The sequence below is a fragment of the Pseudomonas sp. H26/SER47-MNA-CIBAN-0231 genome, assembly GCF_040310465.1.
In the GTDB taxonomy this organism is placed as follows: domain Bacteria; phylum Pseudomonadota; class Gammaproteobacteria; order Pseudomonadales; family Pseudomonadaceae; genus Aquipseudomonas; species Aquipseudomonas atacamensis.
In genome coordinates this window covers 198,436-216,833 of the sequence record NZ_JBEOPW010000005.1, presented here as the reverse complement: position 1 = coordinate 216,833, position 18,398 = coordinate 198,436, and the positions used below count along the sequence as shown (strand labels likewise).

The following is an 18,398-nucleotide window of genomic DNA, read 5'->3' as shown; positions in this document are numbered from 1 at the left end:
GTGAGGTTCTTATGTTTGATTACACCGCTCGCCCTGAATTGCTCAAGGATCGGGTCATTCTGGTCACCGGTGCCGGGCGCGGCATCGGCGCGGCTGCGGCGAAAACCTATGCCGCCCACGGTGCCACCGTGTTGCTGCTGGGCAAGACCGAAGCCAATCTGACCGAGGTCTACGACGAAATCGAAGCAGCGGGCCACCCGCAACCAGCGGTGATCCCGTTCAACCTCGAGACCGCCCTGCCCCATCAATATGATGAGCTGGCCGCAATGATCGAAACCGAGTTCGGCCATCTCGACGGCCTGCTGCACAACGCCTCGATCATCGGCCCGCGCACGCCGATCGAGCAACTCTCCGGCGAAAACTTCATGCGCGTCATGCAGGTCAACGTCAACGCGATGTTCATGCTGACCAGCACCCTGCTGCCGTTGCTCAAGCTGTCCCAGGATGCTTCGGTGGTGTTCACCTCGAGCAGCGTCGGGCGCAAGGGGCGCGCGTACTGGGGCGCTTACGGTGTGTCGAAATTTGCCACCGAGGGCCTGATGCAAACCCTGGCCGATGAAGTGGAAGGCGTCGCGCCGGTACGCTCCAACAGCATCAACCCGGGCGGTACGCGCACCAGCATGCGCGCGCAGGCTTATCCGGGGGAAAATCCGCTGAACAACCCGACACCGGAAGAGATCATGCCGGTGTATCTGTACCTGATGGGCCCGGACAGCGCGGGCGTCAATGGCCAGGCTTTCAACGCCCAATAACGCCATACGTCGCATTTGTTGCCGCGGCAGAATGCTGTCGCGGCAAGCCATTGCCGCTCATAACCGTCACAAAGCCGCCAATAACCCAGCGCGGCCGCCCGGCATCCATCAGCAAGTCTTTGATTCGAAAAGCTTTAAATTAAATCGAACCGAATGGCACGGGTTTCGCTCTAAATTCCCTCAAAACATGCCGTGTGATGGCCATGGGGCAACGCCGATTTCGATAGCTGACTGATCGTCTTGCGGCAGACTAAACTTACGCCAAACGTCCTACGGGACTGATGGATCAGTACGACGCGCAGCCCATAGCCGCTCTCACCCAGCCTGTAAGACAGACTTACTGCTTAGGGGCTCACGCCATATGAAATCTCCTTCCCAGACCCATGCAATTGACTTTGACAGTGCCAAATTGCAGCGCCTGGGCTTCGGTCAACTACCGGCGCTGATCGAGCGCCCGACCAGCCTGGCGCAACTGCGTCAGCAAATGAGCCTGCAACTGCAAACCAGCCTGGAGCCTCAGCGCATCCTTGGCCTGTTCTTCCGCGAAATCCAACGCCTGGTGCCACTGGACGCGCTGAGCTATGTGCATCAGGCCAGCGACTTGCGCCTGGAGTTCGGCGCGCGCGGCCACCACTCGGTCAGCTACACCCTGAGCCACGAAGGCGAGCACATGGGCGAGCTGGTCTTTCGCCGCAATCAGCGTTTCAACGACAAGGAACAGGGCGATCTCGAGTCGCTGCTGTCCTGCCTGCTGTACCCGATGCGCAACGCCCTGCTCTATCGCGCCGCAACGCAAAGTGCCTTGCGCGACCCGTTGACCGGTGCCGGCAACCGGGTGGCCATGGAGCAGACCTTGCAGCGCGAGATCGACATGTCGCGCCGCCATGCGCAGCCGCTGTCGGTGCTGATGCTCGACATCGACCACTTCAAACGGGTCAACGATGACCACGGGCATGGCGCCGGTGATGAGGTGCTCAGAGCCATTGCCGCGTCGATCAAGGCGCAACTGCGCAACGTCGACATGGTGTTCCGTTATGGCGGCGAAGAGTTTCTGATCCTGCTGTCCAACACCGGTCGCGAAGCGGCGGCGATGGTTGGCGAGCGTTTGCGCCAGGCGACGCAGTCGGAGGAATATTTTGCCGATGGCCAGTTGATCGAGATCACCGTGAGCCTGGGTTGCTCAACGTTGTTGCCGGGCGAGTCGGCAGACAGCTTATTGCGCCGCGCCGACAGTGCGTTATATGTCGCAAAGCGCGAGGGGCGGAACCGGCTGGCGATGGCCGGCTAAAAATCATTGTGGGAGCGAGCCTGCTCGCGAAGAGGGAGGGTCAGACAACGATTCGTTGCATGACCCACCGCTTTCGCGAGCAGGCTCGCTCCCACAGTTCGATCAGCTTTCGGTTACGGTCCGGCGCTCGCGGTTGACCAGCAGGCGCTCCGAAGTCTCAAGCTGCATGCACCGCTCCAGGAACAGGTACATGTAGTCATAACTCTTGCAGATCGCCTGCCGCAATTCCGCCTGCAAAGCCTTGCTCGGGTTCATGCCGGCCAGGGTGCAGATGATTTCCAGCGCTTCCCACGGATGGGCGTCGTCGTACTGGGCATGCATCTTCAACCACTTCATCGCGCGCTTGCGGTCCTCTTCCGGGAACGCTGCCGCGTAGACCCCGGTCGAGCAGACCACCGCTGACCACTCCCCGGTCGCCCCCTCGATCGCATAGTTGGTCGCGGCAATCGCCACGATCAGCGAATCCGCTGAGCTGGTGTGCCAGCACCAGTGACTCAGCGCGTGCAGCTCCGGCGGCACTTGCTGGGCCTGGAGATCTTCGAGGCTGACGCCATGGGCGCGACTCCAATGCATCCAGTAATCGGCGTGATTGAGTTCGACGCGGATGTTGCGCATCAGCCAGCGCCGCGCCATGTCTTCGCCGGGGTGGCGGGCGAAGCGGGTCTTGGTCAGGTTCTGCGCCATGTACAAGGCAAACTGCTCGACCACAGGCCAGCCGCCGATGAGGTACTGGCGCATGGTTTTCGCGCTGAGTCTGTTGTCGCGCATGCGCTGATAAAGTTCATGTTCGACAACCCGGCGCTTGCTCTCGCTGCAATCCTTGATGAGCTGTTGCGCCCAGGCAGGATAACTTGCAGCTTCCATGAGGGGTCCGGTTCGGTTGAATGTGTCGATCACTGTTCGGCTCCTTTTGAGTTGTGATGGCAAGGATCGGCGAGAGACTTCAACGGAACGTGCCAGGCGCTTTGAACAACAACGGCTGCGGTCTGGCAGGACGACTTTGCAAACTGTCACAGGTAAACAACTGCGGACGCTCGATGACATACCCCTGAGCGTAATCCACACCTATTTCAAGCAATGCCTGTTCGATCTGGTTAGTTTCAACAAACTCGGCAATTGTCTGCTTACCCATAACATGGCCGATGTGATTGATCACTTCGACCATTGCCCGATTAATCGGGTCGTCCAGCATATCCTTTACGAAACTCCCGTCGATCTTCAGGAAGTCTACAGGCAAATGTTTCAAGTAAGCGAATGAAGACATTCCGGCACAAAAGTCATCCAGAGAAAAGTGACAACCTAAGCCTTTGAGTTCATTGATAAAACGAATTGCACTGCCAAGATTTGCGATTGCACTGGTTTCAGTAATTTCAAAACAAATCATTTCAGGCGGTATAGCGTAGTTAACAAACTGTTCCCGCAGGAAGTGCAAAAACGCGTCATCTCCTATAGTAATGCCTGACAGATTAATCGCACACATCGCCAAAGGAAGTTCATGTTCCTGTTCAATACACTGGGCAATAACCTTGAAAACATTTTCAACTACCCAGCGATCTAACTGGGTCATCAAACCATATCGCTCCGCTGCCGGAATAAAGCTGTCAGGCAAAATCATCCGCCCGGATTCATCATGCAAACGCAGGAGTATTTCGATGTGCCCCGCCTGGCCGGGTTGCGGCTTGAGCGGTGCGATCTGTTGGGCGTAAAGGCAAAAGCGGTTTTCTTCCAGCGCCATGTGCAGCCGTTGCACCCAAGCCATTTCACCGAAGCGCATGGACAGTTCGGAATCATCGGCATGGTAGACCTGCACGCGGTTGCGGCCCTTTTCCTTGGCCATGTAGCAAGCCATGTCCGCCGCACGCAGAGAGGCTTCAAGGGTGGTCGGATTCTGCGCGACATGCACCAGGCCGATACTGACGGTGGTCAGGAACGGCCGCCCCTTCCAGACAAAATGCAGGTTCTGCACGGTCTGGCGCAGGCTTTCGGCAATCTTCTCGGCGATGTCCGGCGGGCAGTTCTCGAGCAAAATCCCGAATTCATCGCCGCCCAGTCGCGCCAGGGTATCGCCCTCGCGCAAGTCTGATTGCAGCAGCGTGCAGATGTGCCGCAGCAACTCATCGCCCGCCGCGTGCCCGCAGGTGTCGTTGACCAGTTTGAACTGGTCGAGATCGAGGAACATCAGCGCGTGCCGCCCGGGCTGGCGCGTCAGTTTGTGCAAGGCCTGTTCGAGGCGATATTCGAATTCGCGGCGGTTGGCCAGCCCGGTCAGGGCATCGTGGGTCGCTTGCCAGGACAGATTGGCGATGTATTGCCGCTCCTGAGTCATGTCGTGCAGCACCAGCACCGTGCCGCTGACATTCCCGGCATTGCGGATCGGCGCGCCGACCAGGGTCACCGACAGGGTGCTGCCGTCCAGACGCTGGATCAGCTTGGAATGTTCGCTACCGCCGCTGAGCTGGCCGCTGAGAATGTGCTCGATCAACGTCAGCCCTTCGGTCTGGGCGTTATCGTCAAGCAGGTTGAAAAGCGCCGACAACGGCAGCCCTGCCGCCTGCTCGGCCTTCCAGTGCGTCATGGCCTCGGCGGCCGGGTTCATGTAATCGATCGCGCCGTTGACGTCGGTGGTGATCACGCCATCACCAATCGACTGCAGAGTGATATGCGCGCGATCCTTTTCCAGTTGCAGCGCCTGGGCAAACTCATGGCGCTGCTTGAGCAGTTTGTGCGTGCGCCACAGCGCCAGCGCGATCAGACCCAGCGCGGTGGCCAGGTTGGTGAACAGCAGCAGGCGCATGATCACCCGCGAGCCTTCGCCCAAGGCATCGCTGAAAGCCCTGGCCGCTGGGGTGACTGCATCGTTGATGGCAAAGATCTGTAACTTCCAGCGCTGCACATCGCCGGGACTGGCCTGGTTCTGCGCAATGCCTTGGTGCATCTCCTGCGCGACTTCGTGCAGTCGGTCGAGATAGGCATCGCCAATCGTCCAGCGATCGATCGCGGTTTCCAGATAACTGTAGTGGCGGAAATTGAGGTACAGCCAGATGACGCTGGAGACATCGTCTGGATGATTACCGCCCTTGAGAATGCCTTCGCGCGCCGCTTGCAGATCCGGCGGCTGACGATCCAGCGCCAGACGCAATTGGTGCCCGCCCTGGGGCACGGCGATCGCCGTCAGGTATTTGCGATAGATCGCCTCGTCACGGCTGTCGGCGTAGAGGTTGAGGTAATAGATGGCGTCTTTCTGACCCTTGGACCACAGGCTTTCGCCAGCGACGTAGCCACGCACGGCCGAAAGCACGTAAAGGCTCACGCCCCCCAGTAATGCCTGGAACACCACGACAGCAATAAAGGGCCAGACGATACCCAACAACCGTGGTGTTCCCAGAGTCTGCTTTTGCTTCATGAGATTCCTTGCATGAGCACTGCCCGCTCGCCTTCCGGGCGAATTCGCTATGACGAGACTAGGTGGGGTTCTCGTTCAAGGCAAGGCGCGGCGTTACACCGCGCGCAGAACCTCTGACAGGTCGGCGAGGGTTTCGATCAGTGCTGTTGCAAGTTGCCGTAGAGCTTGGCGTACAGACCGCCGTCGGCGATCAGTTGGCGATGGTCGCCGTCCTCGGCGATCTGCCCGCCGTCGAATACCAGCACGCGGTCCGCCTGTTTCACCGCCGACAGGCGATGGGCAATGATCAGCGTGGTGCGGCCATGGAGAAATTTCGCCATCGCCTGGTGCAGGTTGTACTCGGTGGCGGCATCGAGGGCCGAAGTGGCCTCGTCGAGAATCACCACTTTCGGCTCGGCGAGAATCATCCGCGCAATCGCCAGACGCTGGCGCTGACCGCCGGACAAACGCACGCCGGAGCGACCAACGATGCTGTCGAGGCCAGCGGGCAGCGCACGGATGGTCGCGGCCATCTGCGCAATTTCCAGCGCCTGCCAGCAGGCTTCGTCGCTGCGCATGCGGCCCATGGTCAGGTTGGCGCGCACGCTGTCGTTGAACAGCGCCGGATGCTGCAGCACCACCGCGACGTTCTCGCGCACCGTCTCCAGACCGATCTCCTGCTGGGTCGACCCGCCAAAGCGGATGGTCCCGGCCGCTGGCGTGTACAGGCCCAACAGCAACTGCACCAAGGTACTTTTGCCACCACCGCTGGCGCCGACGATCGCGACTTTTTCGCCGGGCAGGATCGACAGGTTCATCTGATCCAGCACCAACTCGTCGCCGTAACCGAAGCTCAGGCCTTGCACCTCGATGCCGACGGTGTCGCGCCCCTTGAACGGATCGACGCCGCCGGGATACTGCGGCTCGTCGGCGCGCGCCAGCAATTCATTGATCCGCGTCAGCGCACCGCCCGCTGCGTAGTAGGCGTATTGCAGATTGAGCAGCTGTTCGACCGGGCCGATCATGAACCACAGGTAACTGAACACCGCGAGCATCTGCCCGATCGACAGGTCGGAAAACAGCACGGTGAGCATCGCCGCCGCGCGGAAGATGTCGATGCCGAACTGGAACAGCAAACCACTGGCGCGGTTCGAGGCGTCGGTTTTCCACTGCGAGTTGACTGCGTAGTTGCGCACCTCCTGCGCGCGCAAACCGAGGCGCCCGAGGAAATAGCCCTGACGATTGCCCGCGCGCACTTCCTGAATCGCATCGAGGGTTTCGCTCAGTGCCTGGGTGAAGCGCGAGGTGCTGTCGTTCTCCAGCTTCTTCAGATGCTTGACGCGTTTGCCCAACTGTACCGTGGCGTAGATCACCAACGGGTTGAACAGCAGAATCAGCAGCGCCAGCTTCCAGTGCATCCACATCAGAATGCTGGCGGTGCCGACCAGGGTCAGCATCGCGACGAGGAAGCGGCTGAGGGTTTCGCCGACGAATTTGTCGAGGGTATCCAGATCGGTGACCAAATGCGTGGTTACCGTGCCGCTGCCGAGGCTTTCGTATTCGCCGAGGGAAATGCGCTTGAGCCGCTCGATCAGGCGTACGCGAATGCGGTAGACGATGTCCTTGGCCAGGCGCGCAAACAGCCGCGACTGCAACACGCCAAAACACAGGGCGCTGCAACGCAAGGTCAGGGTCACCACCAGCATCAGGCCGATATAACCCGCCGCCTGCTGCCACATGCTCGGCAGAAAATGGTTCATGACTTTCAGCGCGGCATCGCCGTGGCCGAGCAGCACTTCGTCGACCAGCAACGGCAGCAGCAACGGGATCGGCACGCTGCACAGCGTCGCCAGCACGGCCACGCCGTTGGCGATCCACAGGGATTTCTTGTGATGCAGTGCCAGACGCCGGACTTCAGCCCAGCTCAGCCGGTCGACACGCTCTACGGCTGGCGTGTCATCGGCGCGGTCAGACACAGGCCGCGCGCTCCAGCCAGCGGCCGAGCAACGGCGACAGCTCGCTGAGCGGTTGATAACCGTTGGTGAGCAGCGCCAGTTGCCCGTTGCGCTCGGCCAGCAGGGTCGGAAAACCAGCGATGCCCAAGTCCTGCACCCAGGTGAAATCGGCCTGGGTCGCCTTGTGCTGATCGGCATGATCGAACAACGCCGCGAATTCGATACGCGGCACACCGGCCTGCTCCGCCAGTTCGACCAGCACGCTGGCCTGGGTGACATCGCGACCTTCGGCGTAAAACGCCTGCTGGATCAGCCCGACCAGTGTCCACGCGCAATCCGGCGCCAGACTGCGCGCGGTGACAATGGCGCGACAGGCAGGCTCGGTGTCGTAGACAAAACCGTCAGGCAACGCGCCATCGAACTTGAACGGCTGGCCGGTGGCCTCGGTGACCGCTTGCCAGTGCTCGAGAATATAGCGCCGCGTGGTCGGCTCCAGCGCCGAACCGCTGCCGGTGCGCAAGCCGCCCACCACCAGATGCAGCTCGACCCCGGCTGCCTGCGCCTGCTCGACCAGTGCCTTGGCCACCGGAGCAAACCCCCAGCACCATGAACACATCGGATCCATCACATAGAGCAGGCGCGCAGACATGGTTAAGCCTCGGTGGATGCTTGCTTATAGTTGTAGCCGATCGGGTGCGGCTGGTTGCGCGCCTTGGCCAGTTCGATCTGCTTTTGCCGATCGATGGCGCTGCGCCGGGTTTTCTCGCTGAGCTTGTCCCAGCAGTGCGGGCAACTGATGCCGGCGACGTAGTGCTCGGAGGCGCGATCTTCAACGCTGACCGGCGTGCGGCAGGCATGACATTGATCGTAGTCGCCTTCCGTCAGGTCGTGACGCACGGTGACGCGGTTGTCGAAGACGAAGCAGTCGCCGCGCCACTTGGTTTCTTCCTGCGGCACCTCTTCGAGGTACTTCAGGATGCCGCCCTTGAGGTGGTAAACCTCTTCGAAACCTTCGCCGAGCATGTAGCTCGAGGCTTTCTCGCAGCGAATGCCGCCGGTGCAGAACATCGCGACCTTCTTGTGCACGGCCGGGTCGAAGTGTTCTTTGATGTAGTCGGGAAACTCGCGAAAACTGGTGGTTTTCGGATCGATGGCGCCTTCGAAGGTGCCGATCGACACTTCGTAATCGTTGCGCGTGTCGATCAGCAGCACTTCCGGGTCGCTGATCAGCGCGTTCCAGTCCTGCGGTTCGACGTAGGTGCCAACCTTCTTGTTCGGGTCAACGCCTTCAACGCCGAGGGTGACGATCTCTTTCTTCAGCTTGACCTTGGTGCGATAGAACGGCTGCTCGTCGCAGTACGATTCCTTGTGGTCGATGTCGACCATGCGCGGATCGTTCTTGAGCCAGGCGAGCAGGCCGTCGATGCCTTCGCGGCTGCCGGAAACCGTGCCGTTGATGCCTTCTTCGGCGATCAGCAGAGTGCCTTTGATGCCGTTGTCGACCATCGCTTGCAGCAGTGGCTCGCGCAGGTCAACGTAATCTTCGAGGGTGACGAACTTGTACAGTGCCGCCACGACAATCGGTTGTGTCATGGGTATTTCTCCAGGTGGCTACCCTCGCAAAGGGTGAACCGGATTCAAAAAAAAACGCGCCGGCTAAGCGGCGCGTTGCGGATTCTAGCAAAAACATGATGTGTTTTGGATTTACTCAGTCTTCTGTGACAACACAAAACCTGTGGCGAGGGGATTTATCCCCGTTGGGTGGCGAAGCAACCCTAAACCCATTCAGCCCCGTTCCTTCTGCCAGGACTGTGATTACATGGTTTACGACTGCTGCGCAGCCGAACGGGGATAAATCCCCTCACCACAAAAATCCCGCCACATCCAAAATCAGTGCTTGCTACCGCCAGCACAGGTCGGCGACGCCGGAGCGCCGTCGATCTCTGCCCATTCCTGCGGGGTGTAGGTGTGCAGCGCCAACGCATGGAACTCGCCCATCAGCTCGCCGAGCGTGCCGTAGACTTTCTGGTGGCGCTTGACCCGGTTCAGGCCTTCGAACTGCGCGCTGACCACCACCGCTTTGTAGTGGGTCTGAGACCCGCGACTGTGCATGTGGCTTTCGTCCAGCACTTGCAGGTGCTCAGGCTGTAACAGGGCCAGCGTCGATTCGATGCGTTGTTGCATGGTCATCACGAACTCCGCTTACTTCTTCTTGGCTGGCGCCGCGGCCGGGGTCAGCTCTTTGGTCATGTCGTCGAGCAGCTTGTTGACCACTGGCACCGCGCTTTCCAGTTTGCCCTGGGTCATCTGCGCCGATTGCTGGGTCAGCTGCGGCATTTTTTCCAGGACTTTCTTGCCCAGTGGCGACTGGTAGAAGGCAACCAGATCCTTGAGCTCGGATTCGCTGAAGTTGCTGGTGTAGAGCTTGACCATGTCGGGCTTGAGCTTGTTCCAGCCGATGGCCTGGTCCAGCGCAGCGTTGGCCTTGGCCTGGTAGGTTTCGAGCACGGCTTTCTTCGACTCAGGCGCTTTGGTCTGTTCAAAGCGCTGGGCGAACATTTGCTGCACTTGCATGTACACCGGGGTACCCAGCTTGTCAGCGTGAGCCAGCGTCAGGAAAGCTTCGGCACTGGCGTTGTGGCTGGCGGTATCGGCAAGCACCTGGCCGCTGGCGCAAACCAGTGCAACCGCGGTACAGATGGCGCGAAGACGAGTCATCGAGTTTCCTTTAAGCAAAGCGAGGTCGAACCCCAAGGGCGACCATTCTGCGCCTAACAATCGCTGCGGCTCAACCCCCGGCCCTTGCCGCGCTTGATTGGCGGGGTTTTGCGGTCAACAATCGAGCCGATGGAACCACCCGGGCCGACGCCGGCCTAAATTGCGCCAACAGACCAACAGGAGTGTGCACGATGAGCCGTATCGAAACCGACAGCCTGGGCCAGATCGAGGTCCCGGACGACGCTTACTGGGGTGCTCAGACGCAACGCTCGCTGATCAACTTCGCCATTGGTCAGGAACGCATGCCGCTACCGGTGCTGCACGCCCTGGCGCTGATCAAGAAAGCCGCCGCACGGGTCAACGACCGCAACGGCGACCTGCCCGCCGACATCGCCCGCCTGATCGAACAGGCCGCCGATGAAGTGCTCGCCGGCGAGCATGACGAGCAGTTCCCGCTGGTGGTCTGGCAGACCGGCAGCGGCACCCAGAGCAACATGAACGTCAACGAAGTGATCGCCGGTCGCGCCAACGAACTGGCCGGCAACCCGCGCGGCGGCAAGTCGCCGGTGCACCCGAACGATCACGTCAACCGCTCGCAAAGTTCCAACGACTGCTTCCCTACCGCCATGAGCATCGCCACCGCCAAAGCGGTGCAGGAACAACTGCTGCCGGCGATTGCCGAGCTGTCCGGCGGCCTCGCTGAACTGGCGGCGCGGCACATGAAACTGGTGAAGACCGGGCGCACGCATATGATGGACGCGACGCCGATCACCTTCGGTCAGGAACTGTCCGGCTTCATCGCGCAACTGGATTACGCCGAGCGCGCGATTCGTGCCGCGCTACCGGCGGTTTGCGAACTGGCTCAGGGCGGCACCGCCGTTGGTACCGGTTTGAATTCACCACACGGTTTCGGTGAGGCGATTGCCGCCGAACTCGCAGCACTGTCCGGTCTGCCGTTCGTCACCGCACCGAACAAGTTCGCTGCATTGGCCGGCCATGAGCCGCTGGTAACGCTGTCGGGTGCGCTGAAAACCCTCGCCGTGGCCTTGATGAAGATCGCCAACGACCTGCGTCTGCTGGGCTCAGGTCCTCGCGCAGGTTTCGCTGAAGTGAAGCTGCCGGCCAACGAACCCGGCAGCTCGATCATGCCCGGCAAGGTCAACCCGACCCAGTGCGAAGCGCTGTCGATGCTCGCCTGTCAGGTGCTCGGCAATGACGTGGCGATCGGTTTTGCCGCCAGTCAGGGGCACTTGCAGTTGAACGTGTTCAAACCGGTGATCATTCACAATCTGCTGCAATCGATTCGTCTGCTCGGCGACGGTTGCAGCAACTTCCAGCAGCACTGCATCGCCGGGCTCGAACCGGATGCCGAGGTCATGGCCAAGCATCTGGAACGTGGATTGATGCTGGTGACCGCGCTGAACCCGCACATCGGTTATGACAAGTCGGCGGAGATCGCCAAGAAGGCTTACAGCGAAGGGCTGACTTTGCGTGAGGCGGCGTTGCAGCTGGGTTATCTGACGGATGAAGAGTTCGATGCCTGGGTGCGGCCGGAGAACATGATCGAGGCTGGCGCCAAGGGCTGAAGCAAAAGATCGCAGCCTTCGGCAGCTCCTACAGGGAAACGCATTCCAATTGTAGGAGCTGCCGCAGGCTGCGATCTTTTGATCTTCAGGCCATGCGCATCCGCCGCGCCCTGAGCCCGGCAATCAACGATGGCCCCAACGCCACCAGCGCCGAACCCAGCACCACCAGCACCGCCCCGCCATAGCCCAGCGCATTGATCTGCTCGGCATGCACAAAGTCCGGCCAGATCCGCGCCGCAATCGCCACCGCCACAAACGTCACCAACGGAGTGATCGCCAGCGTCGCGCTGACCCGCGATGCTTCCCAGTGCGCCAGTGCTTCGGCGAATGCGCCGTAGGCGATCAAGGTGTTCATGCAGCACGCCAACAGCAGCCAGCCCTGCAACGGGCTCAGGTTGAGCGCTTCAAGCGGATGCACCCACGGCGTCAGCAACAGCCCGCAGAACAGATAGATCACCATCATCACCTGCAACGAATTCCACACCGTGAGCAATTGCTTCTGGCCCAGCGCATAGAAGGTCCAGACCGTCGACGCCAGCAGCACCAAGAGCACGCCGGCGGTGTAGTCGGACAGCGAGGTCAGCAGCTCGGCCAGACGCTGATTGAAGAACAGACCAAAGCCGACCAGCAACACCAGCAGGCCGATGCCCTGGCCGATGCTGAAGCGTTCCTTGAACACGAACAGGCTGGCGATCAGCAGCATGATCGGGCCCATTTGCACCACCAATTGCGCGGTGCCGGGGCTGAGCAGGTTGAGGCCCATCAGGTACAACACGTAATTGCCGACCAGCCCCAGCACCGCCATCAGCACCAGCCAGCCACCCTTGGGCCCGAGCACCTTGCGACTTGGCAGGCGCTTGACCGACGCCAGATAAATGAACAGGCAGCCGCCGGAAACCATCAGACGAAACCAGGTCACCGTGACCGGATCCATCACCAGCAACACCTGTTTGAGCTTGATCGGCAGGATGCCCCACAGAAACGCGGTCAGCAGCGCCAGGAACAGTCCGTACACCCAGCGCCCCGATGAAATGTGCATGCGAACCCCAAAAGCCTGCTGACAAGAGCACTCATTCTAGGCGTCCGGCTGCGCACAACACAGGGACAGTTACCGCCAGGCCGCGAATGAAACTGTGCAGGTCGCAGCAGTAAACCGGCGCGCCGCCGTTGATCGGCCCGGCAAGCGGGCCAAGTGCTTCAGGCATAAGCTGATTGCAGACTTTTCAACGCATATCAGGGAGACCGACATGTACGCCATGCGCGCCGAGGACAGCGCCCCCGCCACCCGTTTTCGTAGCGACCGCGTGTGTCGGGTCAATGGCGAGCTGTATTTCAGCACCCGGGAAAATACCCTTGAAGGGCCGTATGACAGTCAGGTGATCGAGCGGGAGATTCAGGCTTATATAGCGCGGATGCAGCGGCAGGGTTCCAGCCGCTGAACCGTGGCGCTGCCTTCGCGAGCAAGCTCGCTCTCACAGGGGAATGCGATCACCTGTGGGAGCGAGCCTGCTCGCGAAGGGGCCTGAACAGGCAATCAATCCTTTAGCGCACCGCCTCAAACAACCCACTCGCCCCCATCCCGCCACCCACGCACATGGTGACGATGCCGTAGCGCAGATTGCGCCGCTGCAATTCCCGGATCAAATGCCCGACCTGACGCGAGCCGGTCATGCCGAACGGGTGGCCGATGGAAATCGAGCCGCCATTGACGTTGTACTTGTCGTTGTCGATCTCCAGCCGGTCGCGGCTGTAGAGACACTGCGAAGCGAACGCCTCGTTCAATTCCCACAGATCGATATCTGCCACTTGCAGGCCCTTGGCCTTGAGCAGTTTCGGCACTGAGAATACCGGGCCGATGCCCATTTCGTCCGGCTCGCAACCGGCGACGGTGAAGCCACGGAAAAACGCTTTCGGCTTGAGCCCCAGCTCCAGCGCTTTATCCAGGCTCATCACCAGTGTCATCGAGGCACCGTCGGACAGCTGCGAGGAATTGCCCGCCGTCACCGAACCGTCGTCGGCGAACACCGGTTTCAAACCGGCAAGGCTTTCGTACGTGGTGTCCGGGCGGTTGCAGTCGTCGCGCTCGACGACGCCGTCGACAATCTGCACTTCACCGCTGTTCTTATCCTCGACGCGGTATTTCACCGCCATCGGCACGATTTCATCATCGAACAAACCCGCAGCCTGAGCCTGGGCCGTGCGCATCTGACTTTGCAGCGCATAACGATCCTGGGCTTCGCGGCTGACACCGTAACGGCGCGCCACCACTTCGGCGGTCTGGCCCATGGTGTAGTAGATGCCGGGGGTCTGTTGCTTGAGCAGCGGGTTGATCAGGTGATCGGTGTTGACGCTTTTCAGGGTCAGGCTGATCGACTCAACGCCGCCGGCGACGATGATGTCGCTGCAACCGGAGGCGATCTGGTTGGCGGCAATCGCAATCGCCTGCAAGCCCGAGGAACAGAAACGGTTGAGGGTCATGCCGGCGGTGCCGGTGCCCAGGCGCGACAGCACCGCGACGTTGCGGCCGATGTTGTAGCCCTGCGCGCCCTCGTTGGAGCCGGCGCCGACGATGCAGTCCTCAACGCTGGCCGGGTCGATATCGTTGCGGGTCAGCAGCGCATTGACGCAGTGGGCCGCCATGTCATCGGGGCGGGTCTGGTTGAACTTGCCGCGAAAGGATTTGGCCAGGCCGGTCCGCACGCTGTCGACGATCACCACTTCACGCATGGCATACCTCATTGTTGTTGTCGGTTGAGAGTGGACCTGAGCATAAGTCCACCTTCTTGCCGACCGCGAGGATCATTCACCCGGCGTATGCGCGGCCATCGCTTCAGTCCTTGTGCTTTTTGGCCTTCTTGTCGGATTTCTCGAACGCGTCTTCCAGCGCGCGGTTGATGGTGCGCAATACTTTCACCCGTGCCCAGCGTTTGTCGTTGGCCTCGACCAGCGTCCACGGCGCGATCTCGGTGCTGGTGCGATCAACCATGTCGCCGACCGCCCGGCGATAGTCGTCCCACTTTTCCCGGTTGCGCCAGTCGTCCTCGGTAATCTTGAAGCGCTTGAAGGAAATCTCTTCGCGCTCCTGAAAGCGCTCCATCTGCGTGTCCTTGTCGATCGCCAGCCAGAACTTGACCACGATGACGCCGGCATCGGCCAGTTGCTCTTCGAAATCGTTGATTTCACCGTAGGCGCGCAGCCAGTCGGCCGGGGTGCAGAAGCCTTCGATCCGCTCGACCAGCACCCGCCCGTACCAGGAGCGGTCGAACACGGTGAATTTGCCCCGCGCCGGAAGGTGTCGCCAGAACCGCCACAGATACGGTTGTGCGCGCTCTTCTTCGGTCGGCGCGGCGATCGGGACGATGCTGTACTGACGCGGATCGAGCGCCGCTGCCACGCGGCGAATCGCCCCGCCCTTGCCGGCCGCGTCGTTACCCTCGAACACCGCCACCAGCGCATGGCGGCGCATGCGTTTGTCGCGCATCAGCCCGGACAGACGCGCCTGTTCGGTGATCAGTTGTTCTTCATAGTCTTTCTTGTCCAGACGCTGCGTCAGGTCGAGGCTGTCGAGCAGGTTCAACTGATCGACCGGCGTGCCCAGCGGCGCGGCACTGACTTCGTGGGGATTGACGTCGGCGCGCTTGAGCGCACTTTGCAGGCCTTCGAGGAGAATCTTGCCCACCGCCAGGCTGCGGTAATTGGCATCGACGCCTTCGATGACATGCCACGGCGCGTAATCGCGGCTGGTACGGCGCAGCACGCGCTCGCCGTATTTGACGAACTTGTCGTAGGTCTGCGACTGCTGCCAGTCCAGCGGACTGATGCGCCAGCTGTGCAGCGGGTCGTCGGCCAGCGATTTGAGCCGCGCTTTCATCTGCTTCTTGGACAGGTGAAACCAGAACTTGAAGATCAGCGCGCCTTCATCGCAGAGCATCTTTTCCAGACGCTCAGCGCCGGCGATGGCCTGGTCCAGACGCGGATCCTTGAACAGTCCGTGCACCCGGCCCTGGAGCATCTGGCTATACCAGTTGCCGAAGAACACGCCCATTCGCCCTTTGGCCGGCAGCATACGCCAGTAGCGCCACGCCGGTGGCCGCGCCAGTTCTTCATCGGTTTGTTGGTCGAAGGTGCGCACTTCGATCAGGCGCGGATCCATCCATTCATTGAGCAGCTTGACCGTCTCGCCCTTGCCCGCCCCTTCGATGCCGTTGATCAGGATGATCACCGGAAAGCGCTTCTGCTGCTGCAACTCGAACTGCGCTTCCAGCAAGGCTTCACGCAGCGCAGGGACCGCCGCCTCATAAGTGTCTTTGTCGATGGCGTGACCGATTTCAGCGGATTCAAACATTGGACGGCTCCTTCCAGGGTTCAACAAGACTAGCGGATTGGGCACGGGCGCAGGGCAGAAAATTCCCATGAACTCAGGACGGGATGAGAACTTTGTGGTGAGGGGATTTATCGTTGACTGGCTGTGCAGTATTCGTAGATCCGGGAAGTGCGGTTTGGATCGGGAAAACGGGGTGGATGGTTTTGGGACTGCTGCGCAGTCCAGCGGGGATAAATCCCCTCGCCACAGGGTTCTTTTCACTGCGAGTCTTGTGGTTTTGGGACTGCTGCGCAGTCCAGCGGGGATGAATCCCCTCGCCACAGGGTTCTTTTCACTGCGAGTCTTGTGCTGGATCAGGTACTACCGGCGTGATCGGCTAGAATGGCCGCCTTGTGTTTGCCGAGCCTGCCATGAAAGCCGAAATGCCCCACGCCCAACTCGACTGGGACGACCAGGGACGCCCACGTTCGCGGGTGTTTGATGACGTGTATTTTTCCGATCAGTCGGGGCTGGAGGAAACCCGTTACGTGTTTCTTGAGCAGAACCGTCTGGCCGAGCGCTTTGCTGCGCTGCCGGCGGATGGTCGGCTGGTCATTGGCGAAACCGGCTTCGGCACCGGGCTGAATTTTCTCTGCGCCTGGCAGTTGTTCGAACAGCACGCGGTGGCCGGTGCGCGCCTGCATTTTGTCAGCGTCGAGAAGTACCCGCTGGCGCCTGCGGATCTGCGCCGGGCCTTGGCACTGTGGCCGGAACTCAAGCCGTTGGCGGATCAGTTGCTGAGGCATTACGTGGCGATTCATCAAGGCTTTCAGCGCATTACTTTGGCCGAAGGTCGAGTGACGCTGACCTTGCTGATCGGCGATGCGCTGGAGCAATTGCCGCAACTCGATGCGCAGATCGACGCGTGGTTTCTCGATGGTTTCGCACCGGCGAAAAATCCGGACATGTGGACCGCTGAGCTGTTCGTCGAGCTGGCGCGCCTGGCCGCGCCGGGCTCGACCATCAGCACCTTCACCAGCACCGGTTGGGTAAGGCGTCTGCTCAACGCTGCCGGGTTCAAGATGAAGCGCACACCGGGCATCGGCCACAAGTGGGAAATCCTGCGTGGCGAATTTCTCGGCTGGCCCGCCGAGGTGACGGCGCCAATGCCGGTTAAACCCTGGTTCGCCCGCCCTGCTCCGTTGCGCGGTGAGCGCCGGGCGCTGGTGATCGGCGCCGGTCTGGCCGGCTGCGCGACGGCGTCGAGTCTGGCGGCGCGCGGCTGGCAGGTGAGTCTGCTCGAGCGTCACGCGGCGGTGGCGCAGGAAGCGTCCGGCAACCCGCAAGGCGTGCTCTATCTCAAGCTGTCCGCCCATGGCACGGCGTTGTCGCAGTTGATCGTCAGCGGCTTCGGTTACACCCGGCGCCTGCTGGAAAGCCTGCAACGCGGCAGCGACTGGGATGACTGCGGCGTGCTGCAATTGGCGTTCAATGCCAAGGAAGCCGAGCGCCACGGGCAACTGGCGGCGGCGTTTCCTGAAGATCTCTTGCAGTGGCTGGAACAACCCGAAGCGCAGGCTCGCGCCGGTGTCGGCGTGGCCCACGGCGGCTTGTATTACCCCGAAGGTGGCTGGGTGCATCCGCCGGCACTGTGTCAGGCCCAGGCGATGCACGCCAACATTGAATTGCTCAGCCATCACGAAGCTTTGGAACTGCGCAAAGTCGCTGACCAGTGGCAAGCGTTCGACGGCGAGCGTTTACTCGCCAGTGCGCCGGTGGTGATCCTGGCCGGAGCTGCCGAAATCAAACGTTTTGCCCAGAGTGCCGAATTGCCGCTCAAGCGCATTCGCGGACAAATTACGCGTCTGCCTGAAACCGCAGACAGTCGTGCGTTGGCCACCGTGGTGTGCGCCGAGGGCTACGTTGCCCCGGCGCGTCTGGGCGAGCACACCCTGGGCGCGAGTTTCGACTTCAACAGCGACGACCTGACGCCCACGACTGCCGAGCACCAAGGCAATCTGGCGATGCTCGAAGAGATTTCCAGCGACCTGCTGAGCCGTCTGAACATCAGCGAGCAGCCAATTGAGAACCTTGAGGGCCGCGCAGCCTATCGCTGCACCAGCCCCGATTACCTGCCGATTGTCGGCCCGCTCGCTGATCTGCAAACCTTCAATCAGACCTACGCTGCGTTGAGCAAAGACGCCCGACAGGTGCCGGACCTCGCCTGCCCGTGGCTCGACGGTCTGTACGTCAACAGCGGCCACGGTTCTCGCGGGCTGATCACCGCGCCGCTGTCCGGCGAACTGCTCGCCGCGTGGCTGGACAACGAGCCGCTGCCGTTGCCGCGCAGCGTGGCCGAAGCGTGCCATCCCAACCGGTTTGCCTTGCGCAAACTGATTCGCGGCAAGTGAATA

General features: G+C 61.0%; 16 protein-coding genes. 5 read left to right on the top strand and 11 right to left on the bottom strand.

The features are described from left to right. Positions 1–11 precede the first annotated feature (11 nt). Together AAEZ10_RS10460 and AAEZ10_RS10455 are read left to right on the top strand one after the other, a co-directional pair. Positions 12–752 (top strand): YciK family oxidoreductase, encoded by a 741-nt coding sequence (locus AAEZ10_RS10460; RefSeq protein WP_024013876.1) that lies wholly within the window; start codon positions 12–14, stop codon positions 750–752. A 361-nt stretch (positions 753–1,113) separates the two neighbouring features. Then, the gene (locus AAEZ10_RS10455; RefSeq protein ID WP_024013877.1) at positions 1,114–2,040 is read left to right on the top strand and encodes a GGDEF domain-containing protein; all 927 of its coding nucleotides are present in this window, start codon (positions 1,114–1,116) and stop codon (positions 2,038–2,040) included. 102 nt (positions 2,041–2,142) lie between these two features. Here the strand turns inward: AAEZ10_RS10455 and AAEZ10_RS10450 are convergent, their stop codons facing one another. From AAEZ10_RS10450 to AAEZ10_RS10420, 7 genes are all read right to left on the bottom strand, one after another. After that, positions 2,143–2,904 (bottom strand): iron-containing redox enzyme family protein, encoded by a 762-nt coding sequence (locus AAEZ10_RS10450; RefSeq protein WP_166554491.1) that lies wholly within the window; start codon positions 2,902–2,904, stop codon positions 2,143–2,145. 79 nt (positions 2,905–2,983) lie between these two features. Beyond that, positions 2,984–5,443, bottom strand: coding sequence for an EAL domain-containing protein (locus AAEZ10_RS10445; RefSeq protein ID WP_073472344.1), 2,460 nt, complete (start codon positions 5,441–5,443; stop codon positions 2,984–2,986). Positions 5,444–5,580: 137 nt separating this feature from the next. After that, positions 5,581–7,398, bottom strand: a complete 1,818-nt coding sequence (locus AAEZ10_RS10440) for an ABC transporter ATP-binding protein (protein WP_076563770.1) — start codon at positions 7,396–7,398, stop codon at positions 5,581–5,583. Further along, positions 7,391–7,993 (bottom strand): DsbA family protein, encoded by a 603-nt coding sequence (locus AAEZ10_RS10435; RefSeq protein WP_177180902.1) that lies wholly within the window; start codon positions 7,991–7,993, stop codon positions 7,391–7,393. The genes AAEZ10_RS10440 and AAEZ10_RS10435 overlap by 8 nt, the downstream gene beginning before the upstream one ends. A gap of 35 nt (positions 7,994–8,028) precedes the next feature. After that, the gene (gene trhO, locus AAEZ10_RS10430; protein WP_016770934.1) at positions 8,029–8,970 is read right to left on the bottom strand and encodes an oxygen-dependent tRNA uridine(34) hydroxylase TrhO; all 942 of its coding nucleotides are present in this window, start codon (positions 8,968–8,970) and stop codon (positions 8,029–8,031) included. A gap of 297 nt (positions 8,971–9,267) precedes the next feature. Next, complete coding sequence (locus AAEZ10_RS10425) at positions 9,268–9,567, bottom strand: BolA family protein (protein WP_016770935.1); 300 nt, start codon at positions 9,565–9,567, stop codon at positions 9,268–9,270. Between the two features lie 12 nt (positions 9,568–9,579). Continuing rightward, a complete protein-coding gene (locus AAEZ10_RS10420; RefSeq protein WP_016770936.1) occupies positions 9,580–10,095 on the bottom strand; it encodes a DUF2059 domain-containing protein in 516 nt (171 codons plus the stop codon). A 191-nt stretch (positions 10,096–10,286) separates the two neighbouring features. Between AAEZ10_RS10420 and AAEZ10_RS10415 the strand changes: the two genes are divergently transcribed. Further along, a complete protein-coding gene (locus tag AAEZ10_RS10415; RefSeq protein ID WP_016770937.1) occupies positions 10,287–11,681 on the top strand; it encodes a class II fumarate hydratase in 1,395 nt (464 codons plus the stop codon). An 85-nt stretch (positions 11,682–11,766) separates the two neighbouring features. Here AAEZ10_RS10415 and AAEZ10_RS10410 read toward each other — a convergent pair whose 3' ends face one another. Both AAEZ10_RS10410 and AAEZ10_RS10405 read right to left on the bottom strand, forming a co-directional pair. After that, positions 11,767–12,720: a DMT family transporter gene (locus AAEZ10_RS10410; RefSeq protein ID WP_350569081.1), complete on the bottom strand. Its 954-nt coding sequence runs from the start codon at positions 12,718–12,720 to the stop codon at positions 11,767–11,769. A gap of 31 nt (positions 12,721–12,751) precedes the next feature. After that, positions 12,752–12,886, bottom strand: coding sequence for a hypothetical protein (locus AAEZ10_RS10405; protein WP_350569079.1), 135 nt, complete (start codon positions 12,884–12,886; stop codon positions 12,752–12,754). 42 nt (positions 12,887–12,928) lie between these two features. Between AAEZ10_RS10405 and AAEZ10_RS10400 the strand changes: the two genes are divergently transcribed. After that, positions 12,929–13,120: a DUF6316 family protein gene (locus AAEZ10_RS10400; RefSeq protein ID WP_122603652.1), complete on the top strand. Its 192-nt coding sequence runs from the start codon at positions 12,929–12,931 to the stop codon at positions 13,118–13,120. A gap of 103 nt (positions 13,121–13,223) precedes the next feature. Here AAEZ10_RS10400 and AAEZ10_RS10395 read toward each other — a convergent pair whose 3' ends face one another. Then, a complete protein-coding gene (locus AAEZ10_RS10395) occupies positions 13,224–14,408 on the bottom strand; it encodes a thiolase family protein (RefSeq protein WP_122707365.1) in 1,185 nt (394 codons plus the stop codon). A 103-nt stretch (positions 14,409–14,511) separates the two neighbouring features. Next, on the bottom strand, positions 14,512–16,026 hold the full coding sequence (pap, locus tag AAEZ10_RS10390; protein WP_016770941.1) for a polyphosphate:AMP phosphotransferase: 1,515 nt from the start codon (positions 16,024–16,026) through the stop codon (positions 14,512–14,514). A 389-nt stretch (positions 16,027–16,415) separates the two neighbouring features. Between pap and mnmC the strand changes: the two genes are divergently transcribed. Then, entirely contained in the window at positions 16,416–18,395 is a 1,980-nt protein-coding gene (gene mnmC, locus AAEZ10_RS10385) for a bifunctional tRNA (5-methylaminomethyl-2-thiouridine)(34)-methyltransferase MnmC2/FAD-dependent 5-carboxymethylaminomethyl-2-thiouridine(34) oxidoreductase MnmC1 (protein ID WP_350569076.1), read from the top strand. The last annotated feature ends 3 nt before the right edge of the window (positions 18,396–18,398 follow it).